General features: G+C 34.3%; 17 protein-coding genes and 2 pseudogenes. 3 read left to right on the top strand and 16 right to left on the bottom strand.

The window, feature by feature from the left end:
* Positions 1–8 precede the first annotated feature (8 nt).
* Complete coding sequence (locus DJ93_RS22555; protein ID WP_042983339.1) at positions 9–467, bottom strand: spore coat protein; 459 nt, start codon at positions 465–467, stop codon at positions 9–11.
* Between the two features lie 30 nt (positions 468–497).
* Complete coding sequence (gene cls / locus DJ93_RS22550) at positions 498–1,682, bottom strand: cardiolipin synthase (protein ID WP_042984307.1); 1,185 nt, start codon at positions 1,680–1,682, stop codon at positions 498–500.
* Positions 1,683–1,841: 159 nt separating this feature from the next.
* Here cls and DJ93_RS31115 point away from each other — a divergent pair, with 159 nt between their 5' ends.
* On the top strand, positions 1,842–1,928 hold the full coding sequence (locus DJ93_RS31115) for a YjcZ family sporulation protein (RefSeq protein WP_000505094.1): 87 nt from the start codon (positions 1,842–1,844) through the stop codon (positions 1,926–1,928).
* 90 nt (positions 1,929–2,018) lie between these two features.
* On the opposite strand, the gene DJ93_RS22545 is transcribed toward DJ93_RS31115, so the two are convergent.
* The 8 genes from DJ93_RS22545 to cotH form a co-directional block, all read right to left on the bottom strand.
* Positions 2,019–2,525 (bottom strand): acyl-CoA thioesterase, encoded by a 507-nt coding sequence (locus tag DJ93_RS22545; protein WP_042983338.1) that lies wholly within the window; start codon positions 2,523–2,525, stop codon positions 2,019–2,021.
* 121 nt (positions 2,526–2,646) lie between these two features.
* Entirely contained in the window at positions 2,647–3,528 is an 882-nt protein-coding gene (locus tag DJ93_RS22540) for a TIGR03943 family putative permease subunit (RefSeq protein WP_042983337.1), read from the bottom strand.
* Positions 3,529–3,531: 3 nt separating this feature from the next.
* Positions 3,532–4,428, bottom strand: a complete 897-nt coding sequence (locus DJ93_RS22535) for a permease (RefSeq protein WP_042983336.1) — start codon at positions 4,426–4,428, stop codon at positions 3,532–3,534.
* 198 nt (positions 4,429–4,626) lie between these two features.
* Positions 4,627–5,568 (bottom strand): magnesium transporter CorA family protein, encoded by a 942-nt coding sequence (locus DJ93_RS22530; protein ID WP_042983335.1) that lies wholly within the window; start codon positions 5,566–5,568, stop codon positions 4,627–4,629.
* Positions 5,569–5,753: 185 nt separating this feature from the next.
* Complete coding sequence (locus DJ93_RS22525; RefSeq protein WP_042983334.1) at positions 5,754–7,133, bottom strand: putative polysaccharide biosynthesis protein; 1,380 nt, start codon at positions 7,131–7,133, stop codon at positions 5,754–5,756.
* 90 nt (positions 7,134–7,223) lie between these two features.
* The gene (gene uptA, locus DJ93_RS22520) at positions 7,224–7,826 is read right to left on the bottom strand and encodes an undecaprenyl phosphate transporter UptA (RefSeq protein ID WP_042983333.1); all 603 of its coding nucleotides are present in this window, start codon (positions 7,824–7,826) and stop codon (positions 7,224–7,226) included.
* 143 nt (positions 7,827–7,969) lie between these two features.
* Positions 7,970–8,587, bottom strand: coding sequence for an NUDIX hydrolase N-terminal domain-containing protein (locus DJ93_RS22515; protein WP_042983331.1), 618 nt, complete (start codon positions 8,585–8,587; stop codon positions 7,970–7,972).
* 118 nt (positions 8,588–8,705) lie between these two features.
* Entirely contained in the window at positions 8,706–9,782 is a 1,077-nt protein-coding gene (gene cotH / locus DJ93_RS22510; protein WP_042983330.1) for a spore coat protein CotH, read from the bottom strand.
* Positions 9,783–9,964: 182 nt separating this feature from the next.
* Here cotH and DJ93_RS22505 point away from each other — a divergent pair, with 182 nt between their 5' ends.
* Positions 9,965–10,627 carry a CotG/ExsB N-terminal domain-containing protein gene (locus tag DJ93_RS22505; protein ID WP_042983329.1) on the top strand — a complete coding sequence of 221 codons (663 nt, stop codon included), beginning with the start codon at positions 9,965–9,967 and terminating at the stop codon, positions 10,625–10,627.
* Between the two features lie 45 nt (positions 10,628–10,672).
* Here the strand turns inward: DJ93_RS22505 and DJ93_RS22500 are convergent, their stop codons facing one another.
* The 6 genes and pseudogenes from DJ93_RS22500 to DJ93_RS22475 form a co-directional block, all read right to left on the bottom strand.
* Positions 10,673–11,290, bottom strand: coding sequence for a phosphoserine phosphatase 1 (locus DJ93_RS22500; RefSeq protein ID WP_042983328.1), 618 nt, complete (start codon positions 11,288–11,290; stop codon positions 10,673–10,675).
* 13 nt (positions 11,291–11,303) lie between these two features.
* Positions 11,304–11,837, bottom strand: a pseudogene (locus DJ93_RS22495) (short-chain dehydrogenase).
* Between the two features lie 15 nt (positions 11,838–11,852).
* Positions 11,853–12,269 carry a FosB/FosD family fosfomycin resistance bacillithiol transferase gene (gene fosB / locus DJ93_RS22490; RefSeq protein WP_042983327.1) on the bottom strand — a complete coding sequence of 139 codons (417 nt, stop codon included), beginning with the start codon at positions 12,267–12,269 and terminating at the stop codon, positions 11,853–11,855.
* A gap of 60 nt (positions 12,270–12,329) precedes the next feature.
* Positions 12,330–13,991 (bottom strand): peptide ABC transporter substrate-binding protein, encoded by a 1,662-nt coding sequence (locus tag DJ93_RS22485; protein ID WP_042983326.1) that lies wholly within the window; start codon positions 13,989–13,991, stop codon positions 12,330–12,332.
* A gap of 76 nt (positions 13,992–14,067) precedes the next feature.
* Positions 14,068–15,063: a DUF2628 domain-containing protein gene (locus DJ93_RS22480; protein ID WP_042983325.1), complete on the bottom strand. Its 996-nt coding sequence runs from the start codon at positions 15,061–15,063 to the stop codon at positions 14,068–14,070.
* 47 nt (positions 15,064–15,110) lie between these two features.
* Complete coding sequence (locus tag DJ93_RS22475) at positions 15,111–15,563, bottom strand: methylated-DNA--[protein]-cysteine S-methyltransferase (protein ID WP_042983324.1); 453 nt, start codon at positions 15,561–15,563, stop codon at positions 15,111–15,113.
* A gap of 132 nt (positions 15,564–15,695) precedes the next feature.
* On the opposite strand from DJ93_RS22475, the pseudogene namA reads away from it, so the two are divergent.
* Positions 15,696–16,733, top strand: a pseudogene (gene namA / locus DJ93_RS22470) (NADPH dehydrogenase NamA).
* The last annotated feature ends 17 nt before the right edge of the window (positions 16,734–16,750 follow it).

The raw sequence follows: 16,750 nt of genomic DNA, 5'->3' as shown, positions 1-16,750 counted from the left end.
TGTTTTTTCTACGCGAACTTCTCATTTTCATATATATGTTCAATCTTATATTCCTTCTTCACAACATATTGCCAAACACTATATGCATAACGGTTCATTTTTACAAAACAATTTTCTAAAAAAGAGCGGAATTCAGGATTCGCAACATCTACCGCAACTTGAGCAAAATGCAAAGCTAATCTTTTTAAATTTGAAATATAACAAATAGCAATTTCACTATCACCTAAATTCCCTCTTTCGATTTCTACATCTACTTCCGCAAAAGGAGGCCATATTTGTGTACAAGTCATATGCTGAATATTTTCCCCCTCTTGGAAATTCACCTGCTCATTATATGCTTGTAACATATACGGTAAATGTTGCTGCAATATATTCTTTAGCTCTTCATCCTGTATTTCATTCATATATTCTCCGATTTTATATATAAGCATATAACTACAACTCATTAACTCTTTCATACAATCCATAAGACTACCTCCCTTCTTTTTTACTATATGTTATAAATATGATGCTAGAACATTTGCTATTCTTGCTAGAAACCAATCCCAGCTACTAATTTTCTCAAAATCTTTATTAGAAAAACGTTTCGATTTATGAAAATCTTCTTGTAATCGACTCCATACATTTGCAACCACTGCTTTGTCATATATAAAACAGTTCGATTCCGTATTCAAATAAAAACTCCTGTTGTCAAAATTGGCGGTGCCAACATCAACGATTTCATCATCAATTATCGTCACTTTCCCATGAAAAAATCCATTTCGGTATTGATAAATTTCCGCACCAGCATCTAACATCTTTTTTAAATAAGGATAAGCAACCTGCTTTAACAATACGGCATCACTCTTAAAAGGAACGAGAATTTTCACACATACCCCTCGCCCTAATGCGTCTTTCAAACCTTGCATCATTTCTTCACTTGGCACAAAATATGGCGTGGCAATAATTAAAGATTTTTTAGCCTGCTTTAATAGTGCCCCATACTCTTTCCATAAGCCTTTTCCGTTTGAAAATACATATTGATATTTCGCATGTCCTGCCGTAAATGGATTTTGATGCACAGGAAACTTTTCCCCCGTATCTTCCTGCCAATCTTCTGCAAATTTTTGTTCCATATCACTCGCACCATCCCCCTCAATGCGCATATGATAATCACGCCATGGACCAAATTTAGGGTCTTCACCAAGATATTCCTTCCCAATATTAAAACCACCTATGTATGATACTTTCCCATCTATGATAGCCATACGCCTATGATTGCGTTGATGTAAGGAATAAAACAAATTTTTAAATTTAGGCTTTTTACTGAAAGTAAACTTTACACCTTTTGTTTTTAAGTGCTGAATTACTTTTTTCTTAACTTTATATCCACCTATCCGATCTACTGACAATTTCACATCTACACCATGTGATGCTTTTTTCTCCAATAACTGCAAAAACTCTCGACTCACTTCATCTTTACCTACAATATAAAAATGCATATATACATATTTTTCTGAACGATTTATATCATCAAATAAATTTTTGTATAAATCTTCTCCATTTGTATATAATTGAAAATTCCCATATCGGATTTCCCCTATTTCATATCCACCAGTCATTTTTTTCCCCATTTCTACATCGATGTTCATCCATATGAATACACCTATGAGACACAACATTATAATGATAAAGTGCTTCATGGATAATTTCCTTTCTTTAAGAACTGTCATTCCTATATCTTTCCTTTTTTTTTAGTTAACATACAAAAAAATGTAGGATTACATGATATATGTCCATGTCAAACAAATGCGCGTTTGCATATTGTATGTTGTATCTTAAAATAAAAGGAGGAAATATCAATGGGCTTTGCACACGGAAATGGATTTGCGTTACTAGTCGTATTATTTATCCTCTTAATTATCGTCGGTGCTGCTTGCTTTTGCTAATTGCTAAGTAGTTATTGTAATACGATATGTAGATGAAAAAACTATAAAAGCGGACACCTATTTTAGGTGTCCGCTTTTCATTTCTACTTTTTATATATTTAATAAGGTTGCTATTTTTTTACTCTCTGCTTTACGCAAATGGCGTTGCTCTGCACGTAAAACAGCGATTTCATGTAATTGTTTCTCTTCCTCTGTTTCTGGAATAACACGCGGTACTGGGACAGGGTTATTTTCTTTACTAAGTGCAACAAAAGTAACGAACGACGTCGCCGCGATACGTTTGTTACCTGAAATCAAATCTTCCGCTACTACTTTCACAAACACTTCCATTGACGTTCTTCCTGTCCATATAACGAAAGATTCATAACTCACACAATCTGTTGAACGAACCGGATGTAAAAAATCTACCCAATCCATCGATGCTGTCACACATTCCATTCTCGAATGCCTTGTTGCTGAAATAGAAGCAATCATATCCATTTCAGCTAGTATTTTTCCTCCAAACAATGTGTTATGATCATTTAAGTCTGTCGGAAATACACGACTTGTTGTAAACACTCTCGATTCGTTAACCGTTTTTCCCTTTATTTCTGTCATCACTCTCACCCCTTTAATTATTTTATCCTCTCTATTGAAATAAATACTACACCAAGTGAACTACATGTTATATTTTAACAATTTTTAGAACTTTTAGTCTATAAAAAAGAACCGATTGTTATCAATCGGCTCCTCTAAATACATATTGTTCTTTCGGTGGTTCAACTTTATTCCATTTCGTTATTTCTAAAACGGGAATATTAGCATGGAATGGTTGATAAAATTCAGTCGAAATTTGTCCTTCTACTTGAATCCAATCATCATTTTTCCATTCTACTCCTTCTGGCTTTTTCACTAACATGCCATACACACCTGAATCGGCTACGCAATGAATAATCCCAAAGCGGAATAAGAAATATTGTTCTTTCTGTGAAGAATCGTCTCGGAAAACGAATCCTTTAAAGGAAAGAGTTTTACCAGTGAACTCACCTGGATAATTATAAATTGTTTCCATCCCTTTTAAGAAATCTTCATCTTTTAAAGCAATATTGTCTTTCGTAACATATTCTTTCTTCCCTTTTTCCATTACACCACGATATCCTTCTTTTCCGTAATAAATACTCGTATCTGGTCTTAAGAATTGCCTTGTCATAAATGGATCTGTACTTTCTGCTTGTGCAACTGGGAAATGAAATCCTTTTGCTTTAACAATATCTGAGTCTAATGTTGCAATCGGGAAAAATAATCCAGAGATAATCGGAAAACAGAACAGTGTATACGAAAACACTCTTTTCCACCATGTATTTTCATCTTTTGAATGATCATGCCCACAATGACTATGATCACAACCGCAATTATGCTGTTCTTTTTCTTTTTCTTTTTCCTTCTGATGTTCTTTTTGAAAAACAATAATAATTTGTACAAACGTTAAAAAACCTAAAATAATTGCTGCTGTTGTTGATAAATATGCATACTTCATATTAATATACCTTGTTATATTACCTGAAATATGAAGTTGCGCAATTAAAATTGTAAAACCTAATAATATATATGCTCGAAACATAACCTACCACCCCATCGCATAAATGAGTAGTGAGCTTGCATAAACAACAAGTGTAACTGTAGCTATCACAACAATTACAAATTTCGTTTTAAATGTCGCAAGCATCATAAACATATTTTTAATATCCACCATCGGTCCATAAACGAGGAACGCGACAAGCGACGCTGTTGAAAATGTACTTTGGAACGAAGATGCAATAAATGCATCCGCCTCTGAACATAGTGATAAAATATAGGCAAGACCCATCATAACAGCTGATGAAGAAAACGGCCCTTGTCCGATAGCAAGTAATGTTGAAGTTTGTACAAACGTTTGAACTGCTGCTGCAATTAACGCTCCTAATACTAAATATTTCCCCATTGAGAAGAACTCTTCAACCGCATGTGTACAAACATCCCACATCTTTTTTCGTAACGGACGCTTATGGTTCACTTCTGGGAAGCGATCATCTCTTAATTGATGTTCTTTAAACATAAATGATAATATAATTCCAACGATAATCGCTACAACAATAGCTACAATTGAACGATACCATACCATATGCATACTACTTCCAAAGGCAACATATGTCGCAAATAATACAACCGGATTAATGATAGGTCCGGTTAACATAAATGCAATTCCAGCATACGGTGGAACACCTTTTCCAATTAAACGTCTAACAATCGGAACGATACCACACTCACATCCTGGAAACATCATACCAAGAAAAGTAGCTAATAACACGGACAAAAATCGGTTTTTCGGCATCCACTTTGCCACCATATCTTCTGTCACAAACATTTGAATGAATCCTGAAATAAATACACCAATCAGCACAAATGGTAGTGCCTCAATTAATATCGAGATAAAGATTGTATTCATTTGCAGGAATGCTTTCGGTAACTGAAACAATTCCATGATGTATTTCCTCCATCTTTTCATTAACAATATGTAATTTTAACCTTCTTTTATGAATTGAACAAGTCTTATACATACTCCATAATAAAAATACAAGATGTGATTACAATATATATTATTATTATGAACAAGTCTTTTCCTAACAAAAAAGCTGCTCTAGCGCAGTTTTATAACTATGCTAGAGCAGCCTTCTTATTTTTAAAAGTAACGTTTCTTCCAAAAAATAAACGCCAAAGTGCAAGATAATGTTGCACATATAATCATTACAATTACAAAACCATGCGGGTTACCTTCAAGTGGAATAGCTACGTTCATTCCAAAGAAACTCGAAACCATCGTTGGTAATGATAAAATAATTGTAATAGAAGTCAGCAGTTTCATAACACTATTTAAATTATTAGAAATAACCGAACTAAATGTGTTCATCATTCCGCTTAAAATATGACTATATATTTCAGCCATCTCAATTGCCTGTTTATTCTCAATTAATACATCCTCTAACAAATCTTGATCATCTTCATACATTTTTAAGAATGTACTATTACGCATTAGCTTTTGAATTACAATTTTGTTTGCTTTTAAAGATGTTGTAAAGTAGACTAAACTTTTTTCAAGTCCTAGTAACGTAAAAATCTCTTTATTTTTCATCGACTTATTTAATTGATGCTCTAAGTCGATTGTTTTTCGATTGATTTGTTTTAAATATCTTAAATAATAAGTAGAAATTGTATATAAGAGCTGAAGAGCAAAGCGCGTCTTTTTAAATGTATAAAACTCTTTAATACGCTGATTGATAAAGCGCTCAAAAATTGGATTTTCTTCTAAACAAATGGTAACAAAGCATTCTGGCATAACAATCATACCAATTGGAATCGTATCATATATGGAATTTCCTTCTTCATCATGCCTTACTGTCGGAATATCCACGATAATTAAAGCATTATCATCTTCTTTCTCGATACGAGAACGTTCTTCATCATCCAAGGGGTCTTTAATGAAATCTAGTTCAACATTTAAAGTTTGAACTAAAAATTGAATTTCTTCTTCTGTTGGATGAAGTACATTAATCCAGCAACCCTTTTGAATTTCCTCAATCTCTTGTAGTTTTCCGTTTCGGTCTGTTAAATAAATATTTAACATACTATCACCCCGATTCTTTTTACATGTGGGAATCTACCTCACTTAGACAACAGTTTTTGAACCGCTATTTTCAGCATATGAAACAAACGTTCAAATTTCAATAGGAAAATTATTTTGAAAACGTTTTTTTCTTAAAATCTTTCAAAATAGAAAAAGACAGAGTCCGCTCTGCCTTTTTGAAAAGCTTATGTTGCCTTTATAACATATTTAGAAAGCATCCACAAGTTAAACCCAACTGAAATAGTATAACCAGCATATGTTGCAATAATGAAACTCGCATAATCAAAGTACGGTAACAACGTAATATTTAATACTACTTTTACAATTATACCTATTATTAAACCGAGTACTGTTTTTTGTTGTTGATTAATTCCTTGTAGCATCGCAGCTGTTACTGTAAATAGTGAAAATAATATACATGCTGGTGCATAGTACTGCAAAATAACACTTCCCATACTTGGATCATTTCCAGCTCCAAATAAAAGCATATATACTGGTTTCGCTAATACAATCATTCCGATTGCTGCTGGAATCGTAATCCCCACTACTAACAAATTCGTTTTCGTGAAATGTTTATATAATAATTGCTCATTTCCTGCCGTATATGCTTTCGTCATCTCTGGAACAAGAGATATACTAAAAGCTGTCGCCACAGAAACTGGGATAAGTACAACCATCTGTACGAGGCCGATTATCGCATTAATCTTTTCTGCTTCACCTTGCATATACCCTACTTGTATTAATAGTTTATTAATTGTAAATGTATCAATTGTTTGATACAACGGAATTGCCAAACCAACTACAACAAATGGAATGGAGTATGTAAATAGCTCTTTATATAACGAAAAAAAAGATTTCGTTGTCTGTGGAATACTTGCTATCTCCTTTTGTTTCAAGTATTTTCGCCTTCTCATATAATAGGCACTCAAAATAATTAATCCACCGACAGCACCCATAAATGCTCCAAACGTTGAAATACCTACCGCTAGTGAAACTGACTCTTTCAAAACATATAAAACAACAAAACTTCCTATTAAAATCGTTAAAACGCGAAAAAACTGTTCGACAACAACACTCAATGCCGAAGGTCCCATCGATTGGAATCCTTGAAAGAATCCCCTCAATAAACTCATTACTGGCACAAGTATTAACGCAAAACTTACAATTTGAATATTATACGTGACAGCTGTCACACTATTCCCAGATTGATCATTTCCATCAATCACAAGTTTAGCTAAATGTGGTGCTAACATATATAATGCTAAACACGAAATAGCGCCCATAATGACCATAAAAACGATACCACTCTTTAGCACCCTCTTAACAGTATGATAGTCATTAAGCTGATCATACTTCGAAACCATTTTCGAAACAGCAAGTGGCAACCCCATTGTCGCAATGCTTAACATAATTGTATAAGGACGGTATGCATACGTATATAATACATATCCACTCGTTCCTACCATCGCCGTAAATGGAATAACGTATATGAACCCTAACATTTTAGATATCATCGTCGCCATCGTTAAAAATAATGTTCCACGTAAAAACGGTGATCCTTTCATCCCATTCCCCCGCTACGCTTTATTATTACAGGTTATGGACAACTTCTGTTTTTTAGAACTAAAACAAAAAAGCCAATGAAGTCATTGGCTTTAACGAGTTGTTTTTCTCTTTTTCAAAATCTTTGAACCGAAATACAGAGCGATAAAGAGAACTGCTCCTATAATTATGTAATGCGTATAATCAGCTGCATATTCTTTAATATGTCGCCAATTTCCACCAAGCTTTTCTCCTAAATATATAAAGAGAATTGACCATGGTATAATCGCTACTACAGTATACAATGTAAAGAGCTTTAATGGCATTTTTGCTAATCCTGCTGGAATTGAAATGGCATGGCGTACAATTGGAATAAATCTCGCAGAAAAAATTACGCCTGCACCGTAACGCTTAAACCAGCTTTCAGCCACATCTAAATGATGCTTATTAATAAGCAAGTATTTCCCATACTTTTCAACTACTGGACGCCCACCATAATATCCTAACCAGTATAAAAAGATTTGTGCCAAAGTACCACCAATTGTACCTGCAATAACTGCACCCACAAAACTAATTTTATCATCTGCAACTAAAAAACCGGCATATGAAAGTACAATCTCACTTGGGATAATTTCAATCATTAAAGCTAGAGCGACCCCAAAATACCCTAGACTTGAAAAGAATTGCAATAATTGATCTATTATATTTGCTAACATTTTCGTTTCTAACTCCTTTTTCCTTCACATACTTTCCTATTATTACATAAAGATTGTTATCTGCCAATATATTCATTATTTTCTTTTGAAAAGTATGTACAAACTTTCACTATTATACCACTTATACAAAACTTTCTTTTTCACTAATCAATCAATATCTCTTTATTTTTATCCTTCATATAAGCAAACATTTCTTTAATTTGCCATTCTGTATTTCTAGCAACTGATAATTCTGGTATTTCTTCTTCACTAAAAAAATCTACTTCTTCTGTTTCAATGCTTGTTTTCTTTTCTCCTCCAATGATTTCACAACCAATGAAGATTTTATATATATGTGCTATGGATGGTGATGGTTGATGTTTTTCTTTATCAAATATTGCTAGTAATCGAAAATGGTCTACTTCATAACCAGCTTCTTCCCACACTTCTTTTGCTGCGACTTCTGTTGGTGTATAACCAATATCTGCCCACCCACCTGGCAATGCCCATTTCCCATCAATTTTTTCTTTCACAAATAGCAACTTATCATTTTGAAACACAACTGCTCGAATGTCTACTTTAGGTGTTTGGTAGCCTGTCTCATTCGCAAACAGTTTCTCGACTACTTCCCAATCTGTCTTTGTGTAGTGAGACATCATAGAAATTGAAATATCACGCAATTGTTGAAAACGCTCGATATCATACACGTCCTTTGAATACGTTAAACCTGCTTGAGCTATAGACTGTATTTGTTTTACCCAATCAATCCATTTAATCTTCATATTCTCACCAACCTGTACTTTATGATTTTGTATTTCTCTTATTACTATATCACTTTCCTTAATGTTCCATCTTCATTATAAAAAAAAGAGATTGACAATGATTCAATCTCTTTCGATATTATCCTAATTCATGTAGGTGCTCTTGTATATATTGTCGTCTCTTATTTATATATTCAAAAATAAGTTCAGCTTCTTGATCGAAAACTTCAATTTTTTCTTTCATATATGGATCATGAAGTAAGTAAGGTCGAATAACTTCACACATTCCTTCTACTTTCGGTTTAATAAATGACACTGTAAATTTCTCTTCTAAAATCTCTTCTAAAATATTACGGTATTGTTTTCTGAATGCTGGTATATCTAACAATCTTGCACTTAGTGTATTATATCCCTGAATACGAATGTATTCATGATTAAGTGGTCTTCCTTGTACATCCCGTCCCCATGTTGCATCATAATCCCACGGTATTACTTCAAATAAATTTGTCTCATCATTATGGTACAATGCATAGTTATGAACAAAGCCATCAAAGTTTTGAGTCAAAATTACACCAGCTAACCAACGGAAATATTTTTCCACATGAAGATACTTTCCAATTTCTTTTTCATAATTTTCTCTTGATAATGTATTCGCTTGAAAGACGAATTCACTTAATTGTTCTTCACTATTTTCATTTGAACACTTAAATTCATATCCTGCAAAGAGCTCTGTTTTAACATCTTTATCCCTCTCACTTATTAGAGAAAAATTCGCATCATCGTCAATTGCATAATAAATGGAACCACTCGGTAATCCTCTATTCCTCAAAAAGTTTTCATCAACAGATTCTAATTGTAAATATACGCCTTGGGTTTGACCGTTAATTTTAATACATACGTGTTGTGATTTTGGTGAAAGTACCCCAATATCATGAAAAAAATCAAGAGATAATTTATTTCGAATAATCGACGGGTCCATAAACTCAGAATTCAAATGAAACTCTTTCGCCCCTTGAAATCGTTTCGGTTTGTAAAACATAACATGATATGATTTCTTCTCAAATTCACGAATATGTGCTCCTCGATAAACAATATCAATGTCATACTTCTTTTTCCCATATGTTAACTTTGCTGGCACTGGACTATCCGACCAAATATCTTTCTTCAACTCCACTAAGTACATTGGATGAATAAAAAAATCATACGAAGGCAGCATAGTTTCTCATCCCTCCTATATTCTCTTCATTCAATGTATGCGCCTTGTCTTGTCCATACATCCGCTACTATCCATTTCTACAAAATTACACTCTTGTCCCGTGTCGAGGGATACCTACCTTCATATCATAGTTAATGTAAAAGAATACCTTTTCATTTTGAAACAGGATAAGGAGGATTTCTATGAAGCGTGATATTAGAAAAGCCGTTGAGGAAATCAAAAGTGCTGGGATGGAGGATTTTTTACATCAGGACCCTAGCTCTTTTGAGTGCGATGATGATAAATTTTCTCATCATAAATGTACAACAGGGTGTAAATGTACAACAGGGCGTAAATGTCCAAGAACAAGATGTACTCATGTAAAACATTGTACTTTCGTTACAAAATGTACTCGTAGAAAACATTGTACTTTCATTACAAAATGTACTCGTGTAAAAAGATGGACATTCGTTACAAAATGTACTCGTGTGCGTGTTCAAAAATGGACATTCGTTACGAAAGTTACTCGTAGAAAAGAATGCGTTTTTGTTACAAAACGTACTCGCGTGAAAAAATGTACATTTGTTACAAAACGTACTCGCGTGAAAAAATGTACGTTTGTTACAAAATGCGTTCGCTTTGAAAAGAAATGTTTCTGGACAAAAAGATGTTTCTGTAAAAAATGTGTATTTTTCCCTCATCACCATCATGGTTCTTGTGATAGTTCATGGGATCATGGCAAGGACTGTCATGATGACGGACATAAATGGGATCATGGTTCAAGTTGCAATAGTGGCGGACATAAATGGTCTTCTTGCAAACACAAAAAATTCGATCACTTCTGGTATAAAAAACGTAATTTCTAGTTCTTTATGCGAAAATAAAAAAGGCCGCTACATAAGCGGTCTTTTTTACGTTTGCTGAAAATGACTTATATCTGCAAATTGTTGAACTTCACCTTTTTCCCCCTCAAACTCAATCCTACTCAAACTTGCACTATGCATAAAAGGATCTTCCCATACATTCTCAATACCAATCCCCGCAAAATGGCCCACAAGTAATTTAGCTGCTGCTGCATGAGATACAATTAAAATACTTTCTCCTTCATGTTTTTCTAAAAGAAGTTGTATTCCTTCTAACACTCTTTTATGAACAACGCTAAAATTTTCCCCTGATGTTGATTGGAATTTATGAGGCTCATTCCAAAACAATTTTACTTCTTCTGGATATTGTCGTTCTAACTCAGTACTCGTTTGCCCCTCCCATACTCCCATATTTATTTCATAAAAATGTTCATCTGCAATAATAGGTATATCTCGCTCGCCCCTGATTAACTCAGCAGTATGAAGTGTCCTGTCACTCGGACTACTATAAATCGCATGAAGTGGTACATTTTCCATATGATTACCTAGTTGTTTTGCTTGTGAAATCCCTTTTTCAGTTAAAGCAGAATTTTTTCTTCCTTGCATACGCCTAGCTACATTCCATTCTGTCTCTCCATGCCGTGTTACATATACCGTCGTTTTCATTTTCTTCTCCCCCTTACCAACCTGGACGTAATTCCCATGGTTCCAATACCCCTACAATTTGTTCACTGCATTTCTTTTCAATTCCTTTTATAACTCCTTCTACTATTTCTTTATGAGTAAGCCACCTTGCATGTTTATCTTCCAAAATAAAGCCTAATATAATTCGATGATAACTACATAATGCCCCACCCATCCTTTATGCTTTCATACGCGATGCGTTACTGCCTACTATATGAAAAACACTATACTCCTTAGCAGAACGTTCCATTTCCATACAAATTAATTGTAGTGCCTGTTTAGCTGTCGTATGTATCCATGCTATTACTAATGTAATAGGTCCATTTCGTTCAATAGAATCTTTCACAGTTTCCTTTAAATCATTATCATTATGATAATCTAAAGAGAGACCCGTAGTTTTCCATGGTTCATTACATGCTTGTTTCACATGTTCTAATTTCTTGTTATCAGAAACATGTAATCCTTGATTGCAAAGCCAAATAGACACTTCCTTTAGCATCCCAGTACCACCGATAACAAGTGCATGCAATTCTTCCACATCCTCTTAGTAAAATGTCATATGAGGTTTTGCTTCCTTATAATAATTTAAACGAGCTTGTAATGTACCCGAATGGAATTCAAACTTATGACCATCTGGATCAGCAAAATAAATAGACTGACAATCTCTTATATCACGTTCCCTTCCTTGCAACAGATGAACTTTATTTTCTTCTAATCGTGTTAATAAGTGCGTAAAATCCTCTGTTTCAACAGTAAAAGCAAGGTGCGTATAAGACTGATGAATCTCATTTCGCGGAATATCAGTTTCTTCGTTAAGAGCTATCCAAACTCCACATATATGAAAATATGCTGTTTTTCTTCCCTTAACTAGCAACTTCCCTTCTAATACTTTTTCATAAAATTGAATAGATTTCTCTAAATTTGAAACTGAAAAACAAAGATGATTAATCCCCTTTATCAAAATAAAACCTCCTTACACGAAGAAAAAAGATGAGTGAAAATTCCCTCATCTTTTATTATACTATTTTTTGGTAACATATGCCCATTTATAACTAAAGTCCCCACCAAACGTATGGTTAGCAATTCCTTTTACAAATGGCTTCTCTAAGTATGCTGTACTTTGCTGATATACAGGTGAAATCGCTGCATCTTGACCAATCAAGATTTTTTCAGCTTCTGCAAGTGCTTTCCAACGTGCCGCATCATCTTTTAATAGTTCCCCTTTGGATTTAGCTACTAATTCATCATATTTCGGATTAGAATAAGCCATTTCATTAAATGTGCTTCCTGTAATGAACATATCAATGTATGTCATTGGATCTGGATAATCTGGGCTCCATGCAGATAATGAGAATTCATATTGCAAGTTCTTCTCTAAATCTAGTTTTTGCTTATATGGTTGTTGCTTCAAATTCACTTTTATACCTGGTAAGTTTTTCTCTAACTCTTCTTTAATAAAGTCTCCTACTTTTTTACGACTGCCATTATCATCATTTAATAGCTCCACTGTAATCGTATCTTGACCCAGTTCTTTCTTTGCTTCTTCCCACAATTTTTTTGCTTTTGCCGCATTATCTTTACTATCACGGAAATTTTTATTTACAGAACGGAAGTCTTTCCCATCTGGTCCCGTCGTAAACTTTTCAGGTACTAAGAAATACGCTGGTAATGAACCATCATTTAAAATTACATTTGCAATCCCTTTTTTATCGTACGCTAAGTCAATCGCTTCACGAACTTTTTGATTTTTAAATGTTGCATTTTGCTGGTTAAAGCGTAAGAAATACATACGTGGGTCTAACTTCGTTTTAAATTCATCTGGCTTATTCTTTTTATACTTATCAACAAATTCGGAACTTAAAATAACACGGTCAGCTTGATCACTATCATATAAGTTTACTCCTGTACTCGTCTCTTTCACGACACTTACATTAATTTCTTCTAACTTTACAGTATCTTTATCCCAATAATTAGGGTTTTTCTTCAATTGATAGCTTTGTTCGTGTTTCCACTCTTTTAATGTAAATGGTCCATTGTATAAAATTTTATCCGCTTCTAACGCGTACTTATCCCCTTGTTCTTTTACGAATTTTTCATTTAAAGGGAAAAATGTTGGGAATGACGTAAGCTCAAGAAAATATGGTGCTGGTTGCTCCAATTCTACTACTAATGTTTTGTCATCTTTCGCTTTAACACCTAATTGATCTAAAGGTAGTTCTCCTTTATTAACCTTCTGTGCATTTTTCACGTCAAATAATATAAATGCATACTCAGCCGCAGTCGCTTTATCTAATGCACGTTGCCAACCGTATACAAAATCTTGCGCACGTACTGGTTCACCATTGGACCATTTGGCATCGCGTAGCTCAAATGTATATGTTTTTTTATCTTCACTAATTTTCACACCTTTTGCCATACCAGGCGTTGGTTTATTATTTTTATCTAAACGATATAAACCTTCCATTGCATTTACAAAGACACGGAATGATACAGAATCTGTTGATTTGGAAGTATCCATTGAAGGAATCTCTGCTGTTTCTAGTAAGTTTAGCACTTGCTTATCAGCCATCTCCTTACCTGTCTCTTTCTTCGTTGTCGATGCTTTTTCCCCATTCCCACAACCTGCAACTAATACACTAGTCGATAACGCAAGTGCAGCAATTGTTGTCACCTTTTTCTTCATTCTTCCTTCCCCCAATCTGTATGTATGAAGTAAAGCCTGTATAATATATACCATTATACAAAACATTCTGATTATTTTAAATATTTATTTTAATATTACAAAAAGAAACGAACAGAAATTGTTTTCCGTTCGTTTCTTTTTTTGTCCTATTTACTTGTAATCCCTCATCTAAATCAAATGGATTTTGAATCTTAAATATTTCCTCCATCATCTTTAAAAATTCTTCTTCACCTCGAGGCTCACCATTAATTGTAAGAGAATATGGTTCTATTTCACGCATTTGATAATCAACAACAAATTGAATAACAACTTTTTTTCTTGGCATCTCTTGGCTATATCCTTGAAATTCCACTAATTCCAAACCGTCAGTTCCACGATAATATACCCATCCTGGTTGCTGGAAATAACTTTCAAATGATTCACCAATCGAAAAGAATGGATATTCATAAAGCGAGCTTGTACGTACTTTTTGTATAATATCTCGATCTGTCGGAAAGAAGAAGTGACTTGAAAATATACTAGCCGCCGTCAAAATGATAACAATTGTTGCTCCCATCTTACTTGTTCCACCACTATCACGAATAAGATAGTTTTCAACTGCTTCGTTTTCAATCCCACGCGCTTTTATACGATATATTCTCCGCTCAGCAAATCGATAATATAATCCATTTGCAAAAATCCCCATTCCTAATACTATAAAAATAAGCAATAGAAATGTAAGCGGGACCATATTAATGATTGGGAGCGCTACATTGAATCCCATATAATAAGAAAACGCATCACACGCTACTAATAAAATCACAAATAGAAAGGCAGGTAAATAATACTTCCGATATCCAAGCCACCCTACATTCAAAAAAGCTGCCCAGCCGTTCCAACTCCATCTTGCGATTCGTTTATTCTCTTTCTCCCATTTTCTTTTATAATATGGATATTGCCTTCCGACATATAATTCCATTTCATTCTCTATCGGTGAGCTTCCTTCGTTCGTTTCATTATGTACACTTCGCTGACAATTTTCACAATTAAAGTGACCTTCAGCACAAGGACTCCCACAATTTATACATTTCAAGACTATCCCTCATCTCATACATACAATAAGAACTACTTATTCATACTTTATTTTAATATACCTTCGTGTTTCAATAACCACTCTTTCCTCCATAAGCCACCTGCATACCCAACAAGCTTACCACTTTTTCCAATCACGCGATGGCATGGCACAATAATTGAAATCGGATTTCGACTATTTGCTCCACCTATTGCTCGTACTGCTTTTGTATTTCCAACTTTCTCTGCAATATCTAAATAGGAAGCACTCACACCGTAAGGAATTGTATACAAAGCGTCCCAAACATTCTTTTGAAATGTTGTTCCCTCAGCTGCTAATGGAACGGTAAACTCCTTTCTCTTCCCAGCAAAATATTTATCTAACTCATTGATACATTGTTTTATTATTTCATTTTTATTTTCTTCTTTTCGTTCCTCTACAAATATGACAGACGTAATCCCTTTCGTATTCGCCGTAATTTCAAGCAAGCCTAATTCGCTTTCATAATAAGCTCGATACATATTACATCCTCCAATTTTCTTCATATTTGTCATTGTAACACGAATAGACAAAATTTTGCGTATAAGCGTTTTATTATGGAAACAAAAATGCTAATGATACAATAAAAGAAATTGAAATAAGGGGGAATCACTATGGATTATCAACTTTTTTCACCTTACACCATAAAAAACGTTACACTAAAAAATCGTATTGTTATGTCACCGATGTGTATGTATTCGTCTGAAAATGGAGATGGAAAAGTAACGAATTTTCATCATATACATTACGGAACTCGAGCAGCTGGCCAAGTTGGGCTAGTAATGATTGAAGCAACAGCAGTAGTGCCTGAAGGACGTATTTCTAGTAAAGACTTAGGTATTTGGCATGATGATCATATCGAAGGGTTATAGAAAACTGTATCATTCATACATGAAAGCGGTGCAAAAGCGGCAATTCAGCTAGCTCACGCGGGCCGAAAAGCTGAATTGGAAACGAATGCTTTCGCTCCTTCAGCAATCCCATTTAACGATAAAATGAAAATTCCAGTAGAAATGAGTAAGCAACAAATTAAAGAAACTGTATTAGCTTTTCAAAAAGCCGCATTACGCTCTAAACAAGCTGGATTTGACATCATTGAGCTCCACGGCGCACATGGTTATCTCATTAATGAATTTTTCTCTCCACTATCAAATAAACGAACTGATGAATATGGTGGGACTCCTGAAAATCACTATCGTTTCTTACGAGAAATTATTGATGCTGTAAAAGAAGTTTGGGATGGTACTTTATTTGTCCGCATTTCAGCCAACGACTATCATCCTGCAGGCTTAACCGTTCATAATTACGTTCCATTTACAAAATGGGTGAAAGAACAAGGGGTAGATCTTATTGATTGCAGTTCTGGTGCTATTGTCCCAGCACATATTGATGTTTACCCTGGCTATCAAGTCGAATATGCCAAATACATAAGAGAACATACTAACATTGCGACAGGTGCAGTAGGATTAATTACAACCGGACCACAATCTGAACAAATTTTAAAAAATAATGAAGCCGACTTAATCTTTATTGGTCGCGAGTTACTTCGCAATCCATACTTCCCAAGAACAGCCGCTAATGAACTTGGTTTTGAATTACAAGAACCACATCAATACAGCCGAGCACCTAGTAAAATAAATGTGAATAAATAAAACCGAGAAGATGTTCT

Source organism: Bacillus clarus (assembly GCF_000746925.1).
GTDB classification, from domain to species: domain Bacteria; phylum Bacillota; class Bacilli; order Bacillales; family Bacillaceae_G; genus Bacillus_A; species Bacillus_A clarus.
The sequence above is the reverse complement of the archived record's forward strand: the minus strand, read 5'-3'. Positions and strand labels throughout refer to the sequence as shown.

What these genes read in the sequence shown, in the direction of transcription:
- DJ93_RS22555 (WP_042983339.1), bottom strand. Translation starts at nt 467, where the DNA reads ATGGATTGTATGAAAGAGTTAATGAGTTGTAGTTATATGCTTATATAT.
- cls (WP_042984307.1), bottom strand. Translation starts at nt 1,682, where the DNA reads ATGAAGCACTTTATCATTATAATGTTGTGTCTCATAGGTGTATTCATA.
- DJ93_RS31115 (WP_000505094.1), top strand. Translation starts at nt 1,842, where the DNA reads ATGGGCTTTGCACACGGAAATGGATTTGCGTTACTAGTCGTATTATTT.
- DJ93_RS22545 (WP_042983338.1), bottom strand. Translation starts at nt 2,525, where the DNA reads ATGACAGAAATAAAGGGAAAAACGGTTAACGAATCGAGAGTGTTTACA.
- DJ93_RS22540 (WP_042983337.1), bottom strand. Translation starts at nt 3,528, where the DNA reads ATGTTTCGAGCATATATATTATTAGGTTTTACAATTTTAATTGCGCAA.
- DJ93_RS22535 (WP_042983336.1), bottom strand. Translation starts at nt 4,428, where the DNA reads ATGGAATTGTTTCAGTTACCGAAAGCATTCCTGCAAATGAATACAATC.
- DJ93_RS22530 (WP_042983335.1), bottom strand. Translation starts at nt 5,568, where the DNA reads ATGTTAAATATTTATTTAACAGACCGAAACGGAAAACTACAAGAGATT.
- DJ93_RS22525 (WP_042983334.1), bottom strand. Translation starts at nt 7,133, where the DNA reads ATGAAAGGATCACCGTTTTTACGTGGAACATTATTTTTAACGATGGCG.
- uptA (WP_042983333.1), bottom strand. Translation starts at nt 7,826, where the DNA reads ATGTTAGCAAATATAATAGATCAATTATTGCAATTCTTTTCAAGTCTA.
- DJ93_RS22515 (WP_042983331.1), bottom strand. Translation starts at nt 8,587, where the DNA reads ATGAAGATTAAATGGATTGATTGGGTAAAACAAATACAGTCTATAGCT.
- cotH (WP_042983330.1), bottom strand. Translation starts at nt 9,782, where the DNA reads ATGCTGCCTTCGTATGATTTTTTTATTCATCCAATGTACTTAGTGGAG.
- DJ93_RS22505 (WP_042983329.1), top strand. Translation starts at nt 9,965, where the DNA reads ATGAAGCGTGATATTAGAAAAGCCGTTGAGGAAATCAAAAGTGCTGGG.
- DJ93_RS22500 (WP_042983328.1), bottom strand. Translation starts at nt 11,290, where the DNA reads ATGAAAACGACGGTATATGTAACACGGCATGGAGAGACAGAATGGAAT.
- DJ93_RS22485 (WP_042983326.1), bottom strand. Translation starts at nt 13,991, where the DNA reads ATGAAGAAAAAGGTGACAACAATTGCTGCACTTGCGTTATCGACTAGT.
- DJ93_RS22475 (WP_042983324.1), bottom strand. Translation starts at nt 15,563, where the DNA reads ATGTATCGAGCTTATTATGAAAGCGAATTAGGCTTGCTTGAAATTACG.